The organism is Vogesella sp. XCS3, assembly GCF_020616155.1.
Taxonomy (GTDB): domain Bacteria; phylum Pseudomonadota; class Gammaproteobacteria; order Burkholderiales; family Chromobacteriaceae; genus Vogesella.
In genome coordinates this window covers 576,485-592,135 of the sequence record NZ_CP085530.1, presented here as the reverse complement: position 1 = coordinate 592,135, position 15,651 = coordinate 576,485, and the positions used below count along the sequence as shown (strand labels likewise).

The window sequence follows — 15,651 nt, the reverse complement described above, 5'->3', positions numbered from 1 at the left end:
CTTGCGGCCAAACCAGGTCGCACCGGCAGCAACGCAGCCCGCCTAGCCGGCAAAGCTGCGGCGCCAGTCACTGGGCGACACACCGAAACGGCGGCGAAAGTGCTGCCTGAGTGACAGCGCACTGCCAAAACCGGCCTGCTGCGCGATGGCCTCCACAGTCAACACCGTGCTTTCCAGCAGCTGCTGCGCCCGCGCCAGGCGCTCGGCCAGCAACCACTGCTGCACCGTACTGCCGGTTAGCTGGCGAAAATGCCGGGTAAAGGTACGCCGGCTCATCAGCGCCCGCGCTGCAAGGCTATCCAGCGTATGCGGCTGCACCAGGCTGGCGCGCACCGCGTCCAGCAGGCCGCTTAGGCGATCGTCACGGGCATTCGCCGGCAGTGGCTGGGCAATGTACTGCGCCTGGCCTCCCTGGCGGTGCGGCGGCGTCACCAGGTAACGCGCCACCTGCCCTGCCGCCGCCGCACCGCACTGACAGCGCAACAGGTGCAGGCAGCAGTCGATGGCCGCAGCGGTGCCGGCCGACGTCAGCACCTGGCCATCATCCAGGTACAAGCTATCGGGCAGGACGGTTACCGCCGGAAAGCGTGCGGCAAAATCGTCGGCAAAGGCCCAGTGCGTGGTAGCCGTCATGCCATCCAGCAAACCCGCCTGCGCCAACACGTAGGCCCCCAGACACAAACCCATCACCACCGCGCCACGGGCGTGGGCGTCGCGCAGCGCCTGCAACAGCGCCGGTGCGGCCGACTCGTCCACATTACGCCAGCTGGGCACGATCACCACGTCGGCCTGCGCCAGCACATCCAGCCCTGCCAGCGCCTGCAGCTGGAAGCCGGCACTGCTGGCCAACGGCCCGGCCTCCCAGCTGCACACCTGCAAACGGTAACCCAGCGCCGCGCCGTGGCGCTCGCCAAACACCGCGCACGGTACCGCCAGATGAAACGGGCTGATCCCGTCAAAAGCCACTACTGCCACCTGCCTGCCCATGCCACACCTCCACCACACGATATGGCCCGATACTAACGCATATTGTCATTCGGGCCACTCACGGCGGCAACACCAGCGCGGCACACTGTGTGCCACCCCAACCCGACAAGGAAACTGCCATGAGCACCCCGCACCGCGCCCTGATCGTGATCGACGTACAGAACGAATACTTCGACGGCCAACTGCCCATCAGCTACCCGCCGCGCGAACAAACGCTGCCACGCATCCTGCAAGCCATGGATGCGGCCAACCTGGCCGGCGTGCCGGTGGTGGTGGTACGTCACATTGCAGCGGCCGGCAGCCCGATCTTTGCCGCCGGCAGCCACGGCGCGGCACTACACCCCGAGGTAGCTGCCCGCCCGTACCAGCTGCTGCTGGATAAACAGTACGCCAGCTGCTTTACCGGCACCGGGCTGGACGCCTGGCTGCGCGAACGCGGCATCGACACGCTGACCGTATGCGGCTACATGACGCACAACTGCGACGCCAGCACCATCATCCACGCCAGCCACGACGGCTACTGGGTGGAGCTGCTGCACGACGCCAGCGGCGCGCTGCCCTACCGCAACGCCGCCGGCAGCGCCAGCGCCGAGGAAATCCACCGCGTGTACTGCACCGTGATGCACACCGGCTTCGCCGCCGTAGCCAGCACCGACGACTGGCTGGCCGCGCTGGCCAGCGGCAGCGCGCTGGCGGCGGACAATATCTACGCCTCGCACCTACGGGCGAGCGGCAAACTGGATTGAGCCTGACCAGCTTCTGGCGGCAGGCCCCACGTGGTCACTCACGCGCAAAGCGGTGCTGTCGCCGCTTTTGCCATGCCAGCCCAGTCCTGCCGCCGGCCCTTACTCTAGCGATACACGCAACACTGCGTTGTCGCACTAATGGCAACTTACGGCGGGCACTTGCAAGCAAACATCATTAATGAATGACATATCAATGGCATTTGTTTTAAAATCGATAGGAATAAACCCCAATGAATGCTAGCAAATGCATAAAATCACTCGCTCCCTCTCCATTGCAGCCCTTGCCATCGCCAGCAGCGCGGTACTGGCTGACACCAAAGTAGAACAAATGGCCATCCCGGTGGTGAAATGCCAGGCCTCCACCGGCAAAACCATTGCCATCAATACACTGGAATGTACCGCCGCCAGCTGCCAGGCCCAGGGCGGCCCCGGCGGTGGCATGGCTGCACTGGCTGGCTTGATCGCTGGTAACGGCGGTGTGCAGGGCATCGGCAACGGCATGCGCTCCATGCTGACTAATGCCATTCGCGAAACCGGCTGCTTCAAGCTGGTGGACCTGGAACAGTTCAAGAAAATGCGCGAGATGCTGGCGGCTACCGGCCAGACCGTGGCCCCGCCTAAAATCGACCTGATGATTGCCGGCCAGATCACGGCACTGGAGCTTTCCAAAGAAGGCGGCGCCTTGGGTGGCGGCTTCATTCCGCTACTGGGGCTGATCTCCAAAAACACCGAAAAAGCGTCCATGCAGCTTGACCTGACCTCCATGAACCCGCAGACACTGGAAATCCACGAAGCGCGCTCGTTTGCGGCCAACAGTGACAAATCCAGCTGGGGCTTCGCCGCCGTGGGTGGTGGTGTGGGCGGTGGCTGGTCCATTTCCAAGAGCCTGGCGCTGGACATGGTTGCGCGTGACATCATCGTGTCGTCGGCCAACTATCTGGCCGAGACCTACGCTGCCGGCAACATCACCAGCCGCCCGGCCCCGGCACCGGCCAACTAAACCTGCCCTGCCTGCACGCACCCCAGCCCGACCGAAGTCGGGCTTTATTTTTGCATAGCGTACAAAGTAGCTTGCAAATAAATAGCGTGCTATTTATTATGCCGCACATGGATACCACTACCCCGTCGCCGCTACTGCTGGACCAACAGCTGTGCTTTGCGCTGTACTCCACCAGCCTGGCCATGAACAAACTCTACCGCAGCGTGCTCACGCCGCTGGGGCTGACCTACCCGCAGTACCTGGTGATGATGGTGCTATGGGAGGGCGACGAGCTGACCGTGTCCGATATAGGCCAGCGGCTGTTTCTGGATTCTGCCACGCTGACACCGCTGCTCAAACGCCTGGAAGCCGGCGAGCTGATCAGCCGCCAGCGCAGCGCCAGCGACGAGCGGCAGGTCATCATCCGCCTGACCGACGCCGGCCGCAGCCTGCGCCAGCAAGCCGAGGCGATTCCACCCGCCGTGTTTTGCGCTGCCGGCTGCAGCCTGGACGAGCTGAGACAGCTGAAAGCCAGCCTGGAAGCGCTGCGCGGCCAACTGTCGCAAGCCACAGGCGATCTCTGAGTTCTGCGTGCCAGCCGCTACCGGCAAGCTGGCACAGTATAAGGGGCAGCAATGACTGCCTTTTTTGCCGGCAAATATATAGCGCGCTATTTAATAGCAAGTTAAAGGAAAAATCATGCTGGAAAATATTCTCTACACTGCCCACGCCCACACCACCGGCGGCCGCGACGGCCGCAGCCAGAGCGACGACGGCGCGCTCGACGTAGCACTGAGCACCCCGAAAGCGCTGGGTGGCGCCGGCGGCCCGGGCACCAACCCGGAACAGCTGTTTGCCGCCGGCTACTCGGCCTGCTTCATCGGTGCGATGAAATTTGTGGCAGCGCGCCAGAAGATCGCCCTGCCGGCCAGCCTGAGTATCGCCGCCAGCGTGGGCATCGGCCCGATTCCGGCCGGATTCGGCATTGAGGCCACACTGCGCATCAGCGCGCCAGGCATGGATAAAGCCGTGCTGACGCAACTGGTACACGACGCCCACCAGGTATGCCCCTACTCCAACGCCACCCGCGGCAATATCGACGTGCATCTGGAAATCGTTGACTAAGGCCTAGCGCGCGGCTGCTGGCAGGCAAACGCTACCGGTAACGCGGCACCACCCTGTAAAACACCCCCTGCATGCATGGCACGCAGGGGGTGTTGTCCTTGGCCGCCATCGCAGCACTGGCGATGGCGTGTTCGCTACTGGCAGCCCTGAGGCGTGCAGAATGCCCCGTCGGCAACCTCACCGGCGGTGGCGCCGGATAGCAAGGCCTGCAAGTGGCCGGCAAAGGCGGTGGGCTGGCCCAGCCACGGCGAGATATCCAGCTTTTGCAGTTTGCCGTTCAGCTCCAGCAGCAGCGAAGGAAAACCGCGCAGACCGTTGGCCGCCATGTCACGATGGCTGCGGCCAACGTGGGCGTCGAACTCGCCGCCCTGGCGCTGGTACTCGGCCGCAAAGGCCACAGCGTCCAGCCCCAGCTCCACAGCCAGCGCCTGCAGCACATCGGCGTCGGCAATACGGCGGCCTTCGGCGTAATGCGCCTGCTGGATACGGTGCAGCATGGCCAGGCCACGCCCCGCCAGTGCCTGGGCAGCCAGAATCGCCAGCGTCGGCGGTGTGCTGTCGAATACCGCGTTGCCATCCAGCAGCAGGCCGTTGAAGTAGGCATCACCGAACGGCTGGCCGGTCAGCGCGTGGATGCGCTGGTCGTGCGGCATCACATAGCTGCGCAGCTGCGGGGTGACCGGCTGGCTGCTGGCACCACTCATCATGGCCCCAGCGTGCAGTACCACGCGCATGCCGGGGATGGCGGCCGCCGCGGCGGTGAGCGGTGCGGCACCGTAGCACCAGCCGCATAGCGGGTCGTAGTAGTAATGCAGGGTAGCGTTTACCATGTCATTTCGCCTTTGTTCACTTTGGCGCCGATATCCAGCGCAATGCCCAGGCCTGCTTCCGGGTAGGCACGCTTCATGGCGTCAATCAGCTCGGCACCGGTCTTGGCCTTGGCCGCTTCGCTGTCAAAACGCAGCAGGTACTGGCGGGTGTAGTCGATAGCCGACGCATCCAGCGCAGCACCCGGCTGCATATGACCTGGCACGACGGTGGCTGGCTTCAGCGCTTTCATTTCGTCCAGCTGGGCCAGCCACGCCTGGCGCTCGGCTGGCTGCTGGGTGTCTGCAGTCCACACGTGCAGCTTGCCGAATACGGCTACGTTGCCGGCGATGGCGCGGATGGACGGGATCCACACGTATGGGCGGTGTGCCAGCACGCCGCTGGTGCCGCGAATCGCAATCTCTTCACCGTCTACCGTCAGTTTGTCCGCTGCCAGCGCGGTAGGCAGCACGGGTTTTACCGGGGCGTTGGCACCCATTTTCGGGCCCCAGAACGCCACTTTGCCAGCCAGCTTGGCGCTGATTTTCTCGCGCACGGCGGCGGTGGTCACCACCTCGGCCTGCGGGAAGATCTGCTTCAGCACCTCGGCGCCAAAATAGTAATCCGGGTCGGCATTGCTGATGAAGATGGTTTTCAGCGTTTTGCCGCTATCCAGCACGTTGGCCGCAATGCGGTAGGCGTCGGCGCGGGTAAAGCCGGTGTCGATCACCACCGCTTCGCTTTTGCCGCTCACCACCACGGCATTGGCGTGGAAGCTGTTGCCGTCGGCGTTGTACACCTTCAGGTTCAGCGGCTCGGCAGCGTGGGCGGCACCAAAGGCCAGGGCAAAGGAGGCAGCAAGCAGGGTTTGGCGAATCATGGTCAGTCCTTTCAGTGAGGCGGCAAACACTGCCGCGGTGTGCATCTGGTATGGACGTCACTATAATTTCACCAGGCGCGCAGATAAACGCATTAATCTGCGCATATTTGTTGCACAAATCGAGCAGATAATGGACAGACTCACCGCCATGCAGGTTTTTGCCGACGTAGCCGCCAGCGGCAGCTTTACTGCCAGCGCCGAGCGGCTGGGCATGTCGCGCGCCATGGTGACGCGCTATATAGCGGAAATGGAGCAGTGGCTGGGGGCGCGCCTGCTACAGCGCACCACCCGCCGTGTGACGCTGACCGACGCCGGCGAGCAAGCCTTGCGCCGCTGCCTGCAGATGCTGGCACTGGCAGAAGAAGCCGAAGACGAGGTGGCACCGCCGGACGGCACGCTGCGCGGCCAACTGCGGCTCACCAGCAGCATGTCGTTTGGCCACGCGCACCTGGCTGCGGCCATCAGCGACTTTCTGGCGCTGCACCCGCAGCTGAAGATAGACCTGAACGTAGGCGACGCCACGCTGAACCTGGTGGAGGCGCGCATCGACCTGGCCATCCGCATCAGCAGCGAACCAGACCCGGCGCTGATTGCCCGCCCGCTGGCCAGCTGCGAATCGGTGCTGGTGGCCAGCCCGGCCTACCTGGCGGCGCAAGGTTGGCCGCAACAGCCGGCCGAGCTGGCGCAGCACCGCTGCCTGGGCTACGCCAACTTTGGCCGCAGTACCTGGCGCTTTGGCCGCGATGGCGAGTGGCAAAGCGTCAGCGTGCCCACGCGCTTTACCGCCAACGAAGCCACCGTATTGCTGCACGCGGCGCTGGCCGGCGGTGGCATTGCATTGCAGCCCAGCTACCTGGCCGCGCCGCTACTGGCCAGCGGCCAACTACAGCAAGTACTGGGGGAATGGGCAGTGCCGCAGATGACGATCTACGCGCTGTACGCGTCGCGCCGGCATTTGTCGCCGGCGGTGCGGGCACTGCTGGATTTCCTGTTGGCGCGCTTTGCCGGCGCGCCGTGGGATCAGGCGCCGTAACGGCGCTTGAGTGCCGCCAGGCGGCCGTCGGCGCGTAGCTGGTCCAGCGCGTGCTGCAGGCTGCGCAGCATGGCGGGGTCGGTGTCTTTATTAAAGGCGAACCAGTACTGGTAGCGCTGATCCAGCGTCCACACCGGGCGGATGCGCGCCGCATCCACCTGCTGCAGTTTTTGCTGCCAGCGCATGGCCCAGTCCAGCATCACCACGCCGTCTGCGCGGCCAAGCAGCAGTTTTTTGAGGTTGACCTCGTCACTCTGGCCGTACTCCAGCCGGGCTTCAGGCAGGCCCAGCTGCAGCAGCTGGCTAGCCGCGCTGGATTCGGCCAGCACCCCCAGCCGGTAGCGCAGCAGGTCTGGCTGGCGGCGAATCTTGACATCGGGGCGGCTCGCCAGCGCGTACACCATTATCCGGCGCGGCGCGATGGGCCCTACCCACTTGAACAGCGCCTCGCGCTCGGGGTTACGCACGATGCTGTACAGCGCACTGCCAGGCTGCTGCTTTACCGTGCGGTAAGCCCGCATCCACGGCATTACCTCCAGCTGCACGCTATGGCCGGCCTCGCTGGCCATCTGGCGTAGCAACTCGCTGGCAAAGCCGCTGACCTTGCCGTTTTCCTCGTAATTCAGCGGTGGCAAAGCCTCGGTATACGCCTTGATGCTGGCCGCCATGGCCATGGCAGGCAGTATCAAAACCGTGACACAGGTGGCCAACAGGGCTTTTTTCATTATTTTTATCTATTAATTTCGATAGGTTTTAGCCTAGAACAGGCTGGCAGCCCGCACAAGTACGCCACCTACTGGCAAACCGGCGAAAAAACACCCCCTGCTGGCTATCGCAAGCAGGGGGTGGGTTCAAGCAAACAGACCGGCAGGCTAGTGGCAGCTACCACCCTTGCAACTACCGCAGCTACCGCAGCCGCCCGACTTGGGCTCGGCGCCTGGCACCGGTTTGCGGCTACGCGGCAGGTATTTACGCAGCAGGTATAGTGCCGCAGCGGCGACGATCAGGCCGACGATGGCCCCTTGCATGCCTTCACTCATCTTGTTCTCCTTGCCTCAGACCCACAGGGCCGCAATCTGGCGCACCAGCAGCGCGGCAAAGTAAGCCAGCGCAAACAGGTAGCCGGTAAAAATGACCGTAGCGCGTAGCGAGTTGGTCTCGCGGCGAACCACAGCAATGGTGGACAAGCATTGCGGCGCATACACAAACCACGCCAAGTAAGCCAGCGCTACCGGCAGGCTCCAGTCGTGCAACAATGCACCGCCCAGTGCTGCTTCGCCGCCAACCGCATAGACGGTAGCCAGCGCGCTCACTGCTACCTCGCGCGCAGCCATGGCAGGAATCAGCGCAATGCACATCTGCCAATTGAAACCCAGTGGCTCAAACAAAGGCTGCATCAGCTTGCCCAGCATGCCGGCAAAGCTGTACTCGATAGCCGGCAGCGTGGCATCGGCCGGTGCGTGCGGGAAAGTGGCCAGAAACCATAGCACGATGGACAGCGCCAGGATGATGGTGCCCACGCGGCGCAGAAAGATCGACGCCCGCTCCTTCAGCCCCAGTACAAAGTGGTAGGCGTTGGGCCAGCGGTAATTAGGCAGCTCCAGCAACAACGGGAAGCCCTGGCTGGCTGCCTCGCGGCGGCGCATCACCCAGGCCACCAGCGCGGCACTGGCGATACCGGCAATGTACAAGGCAAACAGTGTCAGGCCCTGCAAGTTGAACACGCCCCACACGCTTTGCTGCGGCACAAAAGCGCCGATTACCACCGCGTACACCGGCAGCCGCGCCGAGCAGGTCATCAGCGGCGCGGTCAGGATGGTAACCAGCCGCTCTTTCGGGTCGGCAATGCTGCGCGTGGACATGATGCCAGGCACGGCGCAGGCAAAGCTGGACAGCATGGGGATGAACGAACGCCCGGACAGGCCCACACCGCGCATCAGGCGGTCCAGCAAGAAGGCCGCTCGCGGCAGGTAGCCGGAGTCTTCCAGCGCCAGGATAAAGGCAAACAGGATAATGATCTGCGGCAGGAACACCAGCACGCCGCCGACACCGGCAATCAGGCCGTCCACCACAAAGTCATGCAGGATACCGGCCGGCAGCAGCGCGCCGGCGCTCTCGCCCAGCCAAGCCATAACCGCATCGATACCGTCCATCACCGGCGCAGCCCAGGCAAACACTGCCTGGAACATCAGCAGCAGGATGGTGGCCAGCAGCACCAGGCCCAGCACCGGGTGCATCACCAGCGCGTCCAGCCGGTCTTGCCAGGCCGGTGCTTGCGACGGCGCCGATACACTGGTGGCCAGCAGGCTGTCGATACGGGCGTACAGTGTTTCTACCGCCTCTGCACGTTCCGGCAGCGCCAGCTGACCGCTGCGGCTAGCAGCGTTGGCCGCACACTCGACCATGGCCGCTTGCAGGTCGGCTACACCGTTCTTGCGCACCGCCACGGTTTCCACCACCGGCATGCCCAGCTGTTGCGACAGCATGGCGGTGTCGATGGTAATGCCACGGCTGCGTGCCGCGTCGGCCAGGTTCAGCGCCAGAATCATCGGCAGGCCCAGTGCCTGCAGCTCCAGCACCAGACGCAGGCCGAGCTTGATATTGGTGGCATCCACCACGGCCACCAGCACGTCCGGCGCGGCCTCGCCCGCCATTTCGCCCAGAATCACACGGCGCGCCACCTGCTCGTCGGGTGAAGCCACGTACAGGCTGTAGGTGCCGGGCAGGTCGATCAGCTCGGCGGGGCGGCCCAGGCCAGACAGGCTGCCCAGGCGTTTTTCGACAGTAACACCGGCGTAGTTGGCCACTTTGGCACGGGAGCCGGTCAGGCTATTGAACAGCGCGGTCTTGCCGCAGTTGGGGTTACCCACCAGGGCAAAACGCAAAAGGGATCGGGACATGACGGAATCAGGCTGGGTGAACGGAGGTAATAATCTTGGCCGCTTCGCTGCGGCGCAGGCCGAACTTGGTGCCGTTGATGCGCACGGCCACGGGGTCGGCGCCGAACAGGCCAAAACCGATGACCTGCAGCACGGCGCCGGGCAGGAAACCCAGCTCTTTCAGGCGCAAGGTTACCTGCGCGTCCAGCTCGCCAAAATGGCTATGGCTGGCAATATCGACAATGGTGGCACGGGCGCCCTTGGGCAGCAGGTGCAGCGGGGTGGCAGTGTGGGACAAAACGCGCTCCTTGCTATCGATGCGAAGAACATCAAATGAGATTAATTCTTTTTATCGTAGCAATAAGCTTTGGCGATGTACACCCACCAGGGCTGATCCAGATCAAGCATTAAGTAACCATCTGTAGCGATATGCCATAGGCAAATGCAATCACCCCCGTTATCAATTCACCTCACCCCCACAAGGCATCCAGTGCCAGCATCACGCGCGGCACCTTGCTGGCCACCGCGGGCGAGCGGTGAATGGCTCCGCGCCCCGCGTTGCCCTGCCACAGGCTGCCCTTTAGCAACAGCACATCCCCTGCCGCGCTGCGGCCAACCTTGCCGCCGCGCATCAGGCCACTGTCGGCATCGGGCTGCCCGTCGCTGGCGGCGCCCAGATAGCGGCGGTCGGCGTCAGCCTCGGCCAGCCATTCGGTGCCTGCACCCTGCCAGGTGCACACCAGGCGCATGCCGGTACGGTCGACATGAAAGCGTGGGCACATAGCCTGCTGCAGCACCTCGATGCGCCAGCCCACCTGTGGGCAGCCCAGTAGCGTGCCAAACAGGTCGGCCAGCAGCGCCAGATCGCCGGCTGCCGCATCGCGCCCCGCAGCGGGCGGCCAGCTGACCAGGTGCGGCTGCTCGCCAGGCGACAGTTGGCCGCGCATGCCCAGGCCTAGCTGGCCGGCTGCGGCCAACCCGGCCACATAGCTGCCAATAGCCGGTGACAAGCCGCGCTGCCAGTGCAGCAGCTGTACCTGCGGCTGCAAGATGGCCGGCAAGCCGGCCAGATCGTCACACACCACCACATCGCTCATCGCCCACCCCCGCTGCGCTGGTACTGCAAGGCCCTGCCCTGCACACCGGGCAGCAATCGCCCCTGGTACCAGCCCAACTGGCCGGACACCACGCTGGCGCGCACGTGATGGCGCAAGGGGCGCTGCTCGAACGGCGACCAGCCGCAGCGCGACATCACCGGCAGCACCGGCCCGGCTCCGGGTGCCAGCAAGGCCAGGTCAGCCCAATAGCCCTCGTACAGATAGCCGCGCTCGCGAATGGCAAACAAGTCGGCCACGTTGTGGCTGGTTTTCTGTACCAGCTGCGGCAGCGTCAGCACGCCGTCGTCTACCAGCCCCATCAGCGCGGGCAGCGCGTGCTGCACCAGCGGCAGCCCGCTGGGTGCCTGCCAGTACGGGCGCGCTTTTTCTTCGGTGGTGTGCGGCGCGTGGTCGGTACCGATCACGTCCAGGCGGCCATCCTGCAAGCCCTGCAACAAGGCAGCACGGTCGGCGGCAGTTTTCACCGACGGGTTGCACTTCAGGCGGTTGCCCAGCGTGGCGTAACCGGCCTCGTCAAACAGCAGGTGGTGCACACAGGCTTCGGCGGTGATGCGCTTGCCGGCCAGCGGGCCGGCGTCGAACAGCGCCAGCTCGCGGGCGGTGGTGAGGTGCAGCACGTGCAAGCGGGTATCAAACTGCCGCGCCAGGCTTACCGCCAGGCTGCTGCTGCGCCAGCAGGCCTCGGCGCTGCGCACCTGCGGGTGTAGCGCCGCGGTGGCCGCGTCACCGTACTGCCCCCGCAGGCGGGCGCTGTCGGCCTCTACCGTGGGGGTGTGTTCGCAATGCGCCAGCAATACGGTGGGTACGCTGGCGAACAGGCGCTCCAGCAGCGCCGGCTCGTCCAGCAGCATATTGCCGGTACTGGCGCCCATGAATACCTTGACGCCGGCCACCCGCTCCGGCGGCAGCTCGGCCACCAGGTCCAGGTTGTCGCTGGCGGCACCAAAGTGAAAGCCATAGTTGGCCGCGCTGTGCTGTGCGGCCAACCATTCCTTGTGCGCCAGCGCGTCCAGCGTGGTGGTGGTGGGCGTGGTGTTCGGCATATCCATGAAGCTGGTAATGCCGCCCGCCAGCGCTGCGCGCGATTCGGTGGCGATGCAGCCTTTATGCGTGAGCCCCGGCTCGCGAAAATGCACCTGGTCGTCGATCATGCCCGGCAGCAGCCAGCCGCCGGCGGCGTCGATCTCGTACCGGGCTTCGGCATCGATACTGGCCGCAATGCGCGCGATGCGCCCGCCGTGCACCAGCAGGTCACCCTCGCTGATGCGCCCTTCGTTCACCAGCCGCGCATTGCGGATCAGGATATCGCCCTTCATGCCGGCAACACCTCGCCCTCTTCGGCCAGCTCGCCCCACTGCGGGAAAGGGTCCGGCAAGCTGGCCCACGCGGTAGGGCCGGCGGCCAGCTCGGCCTCGGTCAGCAGGCAGGCATCAAACGCCGCCGTCAACGCTGCCTGATCCATACCCATACCGATGATCACCAGCTCTTGCTGGCGGTCGCCCCACGGCTCTGCCCAGCGGGTAGCAATGATGGCGCGGCTTTCGTCGTCTTGCGGCCAGTCGGCGCGGTCTACCGCGTCCCACCACAAACCACCCAGACCGTGGCGCGACATGGCACCAGCCTGCGACCAGCTACCCACCAGCATCGGCCGTGTCGCCAGCCAGAAATAACCCTTGGAGCGCACCACGCCCGGCCATTCCTGCTGTACCCACTGGTAAAAGCGCTGCGGGTGGAAAGGCTGGCGCGCACGGTAGACAAAGCTGGTAATGCCGTACTCTTCGGTTTCCGGTACGTGCTCGCCGCGCAGCTCTTGCAGCCAGCCCGGTGCGTCGGCGGCGGCATCGAAATCAAACAGGCCGGTGTCCAGCACGCTAGCCAACGGTACGCGGCCAAAGTGGCTTTTGACGATGCGCGCGCGCGGGTTGAGCGTGGCCAGGATGGCTTCCAGGCGCAGGATGTCGTCGGCCGACATCAGGTCGGTCTTGTTCAGCACAATCACATCGCAGAACTCCACCTGCTCGACCAGCAGGTCTACCACGGTGCGCTCGTCTTCGTCGCCGGCCGCCTCGCCGCGCTGGTGCAGAAAGTCTTGCGAGCCGTAGTCGCGCAGGAAATTGAAGCCGTCCACCACGGTAACCATGGTGTCCAGCCGCGCGATATCGGACAGGCTGTGGCCGTCGTCGTCGCGGAAGGTGAAGGTTTCCGCCACCGGTAGCGGCTCGGCAATACCGGTGGATTCGATCAGCAGGTAGTCGAAACGGCCGGCTGCGGCCAACTTGCGGATTTCCACCAGCAAATCCTCGCGCAGCGTGCAGCAGATACAGCCATTGCTCATCTCCACCAGCTTTTCTTCGGCACGGCTTAGCGCAGCGCCGCCATCGCGCACCAGCTGGGCGTCGATATTCACCTCGGACATATCGTTCACGATCACCGCCACGCGGCGGCCCTCGCGGTTATTCAGAATATGGTTCAGCAAGGTGGTTTTGCCGGCGCCCAGAAAACCGGACAACACGGTAACGGGCAGGCGGGGGTCTTGTTTGGCAGACATGGCTTTCTCCAGCGTTATAACGTAACACTAACACATGTTATGTTGTAACACACCTGTCAAGCCTCCAGCGTCATCACCGCGCAACCCGCCTGTCATCAACATGCCATGCAAGGGTCGCAATATCGGTGAAACCCGATCAGGAGGCCGTATGAGCACGCATAACCTAGTCAGCCAGGCTGTGACCAACTCCACCACCACCGGCCTGAAAGCCATTGGCGACCGCCTGTTTGCCAGCTGGTTCAGCCGCTTGGTGTACGCGCAAATCTGGGAAGACCCGGAGGTAGACATCGAAGCTCTGCAGCTGCGCCCCGGCATGCGCCTGCTCACCATTTCGTCCGGTGGCTGCAACGCCCTGGCCTACCTGAGCCGCCAGCCCGCCGAGGTGCACGCGGTAGACCTGAACGACACCCACCTGGCCATGCTGGCACTGAAGAAAGCCGCCTTTGCCGAGCTGCCGGATTACAGCACTCTGCTGGACTTTCTGGGCGATGCCAGCCAGCGCCAGAACGCCCAGCGCTACCGCCGCTACATTGCCGCAGCGCTGCCGGTAAGCGCCCGCCAATACTGGGAACACCGCAACCTGTGGGGCACGCCGCGCTATGCGCTGTTTACCCGCCACGCCTACCGCCACGGCCTGCTGGGGCGCTTCATTGGCATGGGTCACGTACTGGCCAGGCTGATGGGTGGCAACCTGGGCCAGCTGGCCAAAGCCACCAGCCTGGAAGAACAAAAAGCCCTGTTCGAGCGCCATCTGGCACCGGTTTTCCGCCACCCGCTGCTGCGCTTTTTGTGCCACCGCGAAAGCCTGCTGTACAGCATGGGCATCCCGCCAGCGCAGTTTGCCGCGCTGCGGGCCGATGCCAGTGGCAACCTGCCCGCGCTGTTTGAAAGCCGCATGCGCCGACTGGCCTGTGACTTCCCGCTTGCCGAAAATCCCTACGCCCAGCAAGCATTTGCCCGCCGCTACGACACCGACAACCAGCGCAGCCTGCCGCTCTACCTACAGCAAGCGCATTACCACACCATCCGCCAGCAGCTGGGCAAGCTGCAGCTGCACCACCACTCGCTGACCGATTTCCTGGACGAGCGCGCACCGCAAAGCCTGGACGCCTATGTTTTCCTGGACGCACAAGACTGGATGGACGACACCCAGCTCAACGCGCTATGGCGCCAGGTTACCCGCACCGCCGCCCCCGGCGCCCGCGTGGTGTTCCGCACCGGCGGCAGCGCATCCCCGCTGGAGCGCCGCCTGGCACCGCAGCTGCTGGCCTGCTGGCACACCGACCCTGCCTATAACCGCCAGCTGCACCAGCGCGACCGCGCCGCCATTTACGGTGGCGTACACGTGTACACCAAGCGCACATGAGCCGCCTGGAAAACCCGCTACTGCTGGACGGCCACGCCCACTGGCTAAGCCAGGCACGCCAGCTGGGTGGCCAGCACTGGGTGGCCAATGCCCCTACCCAGGTTTGCTGCAGCGACGCCGGCACGCCCGCCATACCGGTTACCCGGCTCACCCGCCAGGCCAGTGGCGACAGCTACGTAGCCAGCCCGCGCGCCGCTTGGTTGCACTACCCGCAGGCCGAAGCCGCCCGCCACGGGCGCACGGCCCGCCTGCTGGCCGCCGCGGCCAGCGGGCCGCTGGCCGGCTTGATCAGCGCCGCCCGGCTGGATAGCGCCTGGCACATCAATAACTGGCTGCTGTCCACCAACCTGCACCCGCAATGGAACGAAGACGAGCTGACCTTGCTCACCGACACCCTGCTGGCGCGCCAGCCGGAAGCCCCGCTATTGCTGCGCAATGTGTGCGATGCGGCCAACCCCGGCCTGCCCGCCATGTTGCAAGCCCAGGGCTGGCTGCTGCTGCCTGCCCGCCAGGTCTACCTGTGCCAGCCGGCTGACCCTGCGGTATGGCGCAGCCCCAATGTCAAACGCGACCAGAAACTGCTGCAAGCTAGCCCGCTTACCATACTGGGCCCGGATCAGCTTGGCGAAGCCGACATCCCGGCCCTGCAGCGCTGCTTCCGCCAACTGTTTATCGACAAGCACTCTGCACTGAACCCGGACTTCACCCCGGCGTTTTTCCGCCTCTGCCTGCAGCAACGCTTTCTGGCGCTGCACGCGCTGGCGCTGGATGGCCAGATCGTCGCCTGCATCGGCCTGTATCAGCGCTACGGCTGGCTCACCACCCCGCTGCTAGGCTACGACACCAGCCTGCCGGCCGAGCTGGGCCTGTATCGCCAGCTGATGGCCCTGCTGCTGGCCAAGGCGCGCGAACGCCAGCTGGCGCTGCACTACAGCAGCGGCGCCGGCGAATTCAAACGCCGTCGCGGCGGCGTACCCCATCTGGAATACACCGCTGTCTTTGCCCACCACCTGCACGGCCGCCACCGCCTGGCGCTCTCCACTCTGGCCAGCCTGCTACACCGCACCGCCACCCCGTTGCTGCAACGCTACGGCTAGCCATGCGGGCCAGGGTTGGCCGCAGCGCGCCCCCCGGCGCACGCCAGGGGGCTTTGTGCAAAACGGGAAAATGCTTAGCGTAAATA

General features: G+C 64.7%; 17 protein-coding genes. 7 read left to right on the top strand and 10 right to left on the bottom strand.

The window, feature by feature from the left end; all coding sequences use genetic code 11:
- Positions 1-42 precede the first annotated feature (42 nt).
- Complete coding sequence (locus LCH97_RS02620) at positions 43-987, bottom strand: helix-turn-helix domain-containing protein (protein ID WP_227303245.1); 945 nt, start codon at positions 985-987, stop codon at positions 43-45.
- Between the two features lie 119 nt (positions 988-1,106).
- Between LCH97_RS02620 and LCH97_RS02615 the strand changes: the two genes are divergently transcribed.
- From LCH97_RS02615 to LCH97_RS02600, 4 genes are all read left to right on the top strand, one after another.
- Positions 1,107-1,733, top strand: coding sequence for a cysteine hydrolase family protein (locus tag LCH97_RS02615; RefSeq protein ID WP_227303244.1), 627 nt, complete (start codon positions 1,107-1,109; stop codon positions 1,731-1,733).
- 244 nt (positions 1,734-1,977) lie between these two features.
- Positions 1,978-2,733: a CsgG/HfaB family protein gene (locus tag LCH97_RS02610; protein ID WP_227303243.1), complete on the top strand. Its 756-nt coding sequence runs from the start codon at positions 1,978-1,980 to the stop codon at positions 2,731-2,733.
- 107 nt (positions 2,734-2,840) lie between these two features.
- The gene (locus tag LCH97_RS02605) at positions 2,841-3,296 is read left to right on the top strand and encodes a MarR family winged helix-turn-helix transcriptional regulator (RefSeq protein WP_227303242.1); all 456 of its coding nucleotides are present in this window, start codon (positions 2,841-2,843) and stop codon (positions 3,294-3,296) included.
- A 115-nt stretch (positions 3,297-3,411) separates the two neighbouring features.
- Positions 3,412-3,837 carry an organic hydroperoxide resistance protein gene (locus LCH97_RS02600; RefSeq protein WP_227303241.1) on the top strand — a complete coding sequence of 142 codons (426 nt, stop codon included), beginning with the start codon at positions 3,412-3,414 and terminating at the stop codon, positions 3,835-3,837.
- 134 nt (positions 3,838-3,971) lie between these two features.
- On the opposite strand, the gene LCH97_RS02595 is transcribed toward LCH97_RS02600, so the two are convergent.
- On the bottom strand, positions 3,972-4,667 hold the full coding sequence (locus LCH97_RS02595) for a DsbA family protein (RefSeq protein WP_227303240.1): 696 nt from the start codon (positions 4,665-4,667) through the stop codon (positions 3,972-3,974).
- Complete coding sequence (locus LCH97_RS02590) at positions 4,661-5,524, bottom strand: MBL fold metallo-hydrolase (RefSeq protein WP_227303239.1); 864 nt, start codon at positions 5,522-5,524, stop codon at positions 4,661-4,663. The genes LCH97_RS02595 and LCH97_RS02590 overlap by 7 nt, the downstream gene beginning before the upstream one ends.
- A gap of 130 nt (positions 5,525-5,654) precedes the next feature.
- On the opposite strand from LCH97_RS02590, the gene LCH97_RS02585 reads away from it, so the two are divergent.
- Positions 5,655-6,557: a LysR family transcriptional regulator gene (locus LCH97_RS02585; protein WP_227303238.1), complete on the top strand. Its 903-nt coding sequence runs from the start codon at positions 5,655-5,657 to the stop codon at positions 6,555-6,557.
- On the opposite strand, the gene LCH97_RS02580 is transcribed toward LCH97_RS02585, so the two are convergent.
- From LCH97_RS02580 to zigA, 7 genes are all read right to left on the bottom strand, one after another.
- Positions 6,545-7,282 (bottom strand): ABC transporter substrate-binding protein, encoded by a 738-nt coding sequence (locus LCH97_RS02580; RefSeq protein WP_227303237.1) that lies wholly within the window; start codon positions 7,280-7,282, stop codon positions 6,545-6,547. The genes LCH97_RS02585 and LCH97_RS02580 overlap by 13 nt on opposite strands.
- 147 nt (positions 7,283-7,429) lie before the next feature.
- The gene (locus LCH97_RS02575) at positions 7,430-7,597 is read right to left on the bottom strand and encodes a FeoB-associated Cys-rich membrane protein (RefSeq protein WP_227303236.1); all 168 of its coding nucleotides are present in this window, start codon (positions 7,595-7,597) and stop codon (positions 7,430-7,432) included.
- Between the two features lie 15 nt (positions 7,598-7,612).
- Positions 7,613-9,457: a ferrous iron transporter B gene (locus tag LCH97_RS02570; RefSeq protein ID WP_227303235.1), complete on the bottom strand. Its 1,845-nt coding sequence runs from the start codon at positions 9,455-9,457 to the stop codon at positions 7,613-7,615.
- Between the two features lie 7 nt (positions 9,458-9,464).
- Complete coding sequence (locus LCH97_RS02565) at positions 9,465-9,734, bottom strand: FeoA family protein (protein ID WP_227303234.1); 270 nt, start codon at positions 9,732-9,734, stop codon at positions 9,465-9,467.
- Positions 9,735-9,906: 172 nt separating this feature from the next.
- The gene (locus LCH97_RS02560; RefSeq protein ID WP_227303233.1) at positions 9,907-10,533 is read right to left on the bottom strand and encodes a DUF1826 domain-containing protein; all 627 of its coding nucleotides are present in this window, start codon (positions 10,531-10,533) and stop codon (positions 9,907-9,909) included.
- Positions 10,530-11,870: a dihydroorotase gene (locus LCH97_RS02555; RefSeq protein ID WP_227303232.1), complete on the bottom strand. Its 1,341-nt coding sequence runs from the start codon at positions 11,868-11,870 to the stop codon at positions 10,530-10,532. Before LCH97_RS02555 ends, LCH97_RS02560 begins: the two co-directional genes overlap by 4 nt.
- Positions 11,867-13,102, bottom strand: coding sequence for a zinc metallochaperone GTPase ZigA (gene zigA, locus LCH97_RS02550; protein WP_227303231.1), 1,236 nt, complete (start codon positions 13,100-13,102; stop codon positions 11,867-11,869). Before zigA ends, LCH97_RS02555 begins: the two co-directional genes overlap by 4 nt.
- A gap of 148 nt (positions 13,103-13,250) precedes the next feature.
- Here zigA and LCH97_RS02545 point away from each other — a divergent pair, with 148 nt between their 5' ends.
- Both LCH97_RS02545 and LCH97_RS02540 read left to right on the top strand, forming a co-directional pair.
- Positions 13,251-14,468: a DUF3419 family protein gene (locus LCH97_RS02545; protein WP_227303230.1), complete on the top strand. Its 1,218-nt coding sequence runs from the start codon at positions 13,251-13,253 to the stop codon at positions 14,466-14,468.
- Entirely contained in the window at positions 14,465-15,565 is a 1,101-nt protein-coding gene (locus LCH97_RS02540; RefSeq protein ID WP_227303229.1) for a GNAT family N-acetyltransferase, read from the top strand. Before LCH97_RS02545 ends, LCH97_RS02540 begins: the two co-directional genes overlap by 4 nt.
- Positions 15,566-15,651: the final 86 nt, after the last annotated feature.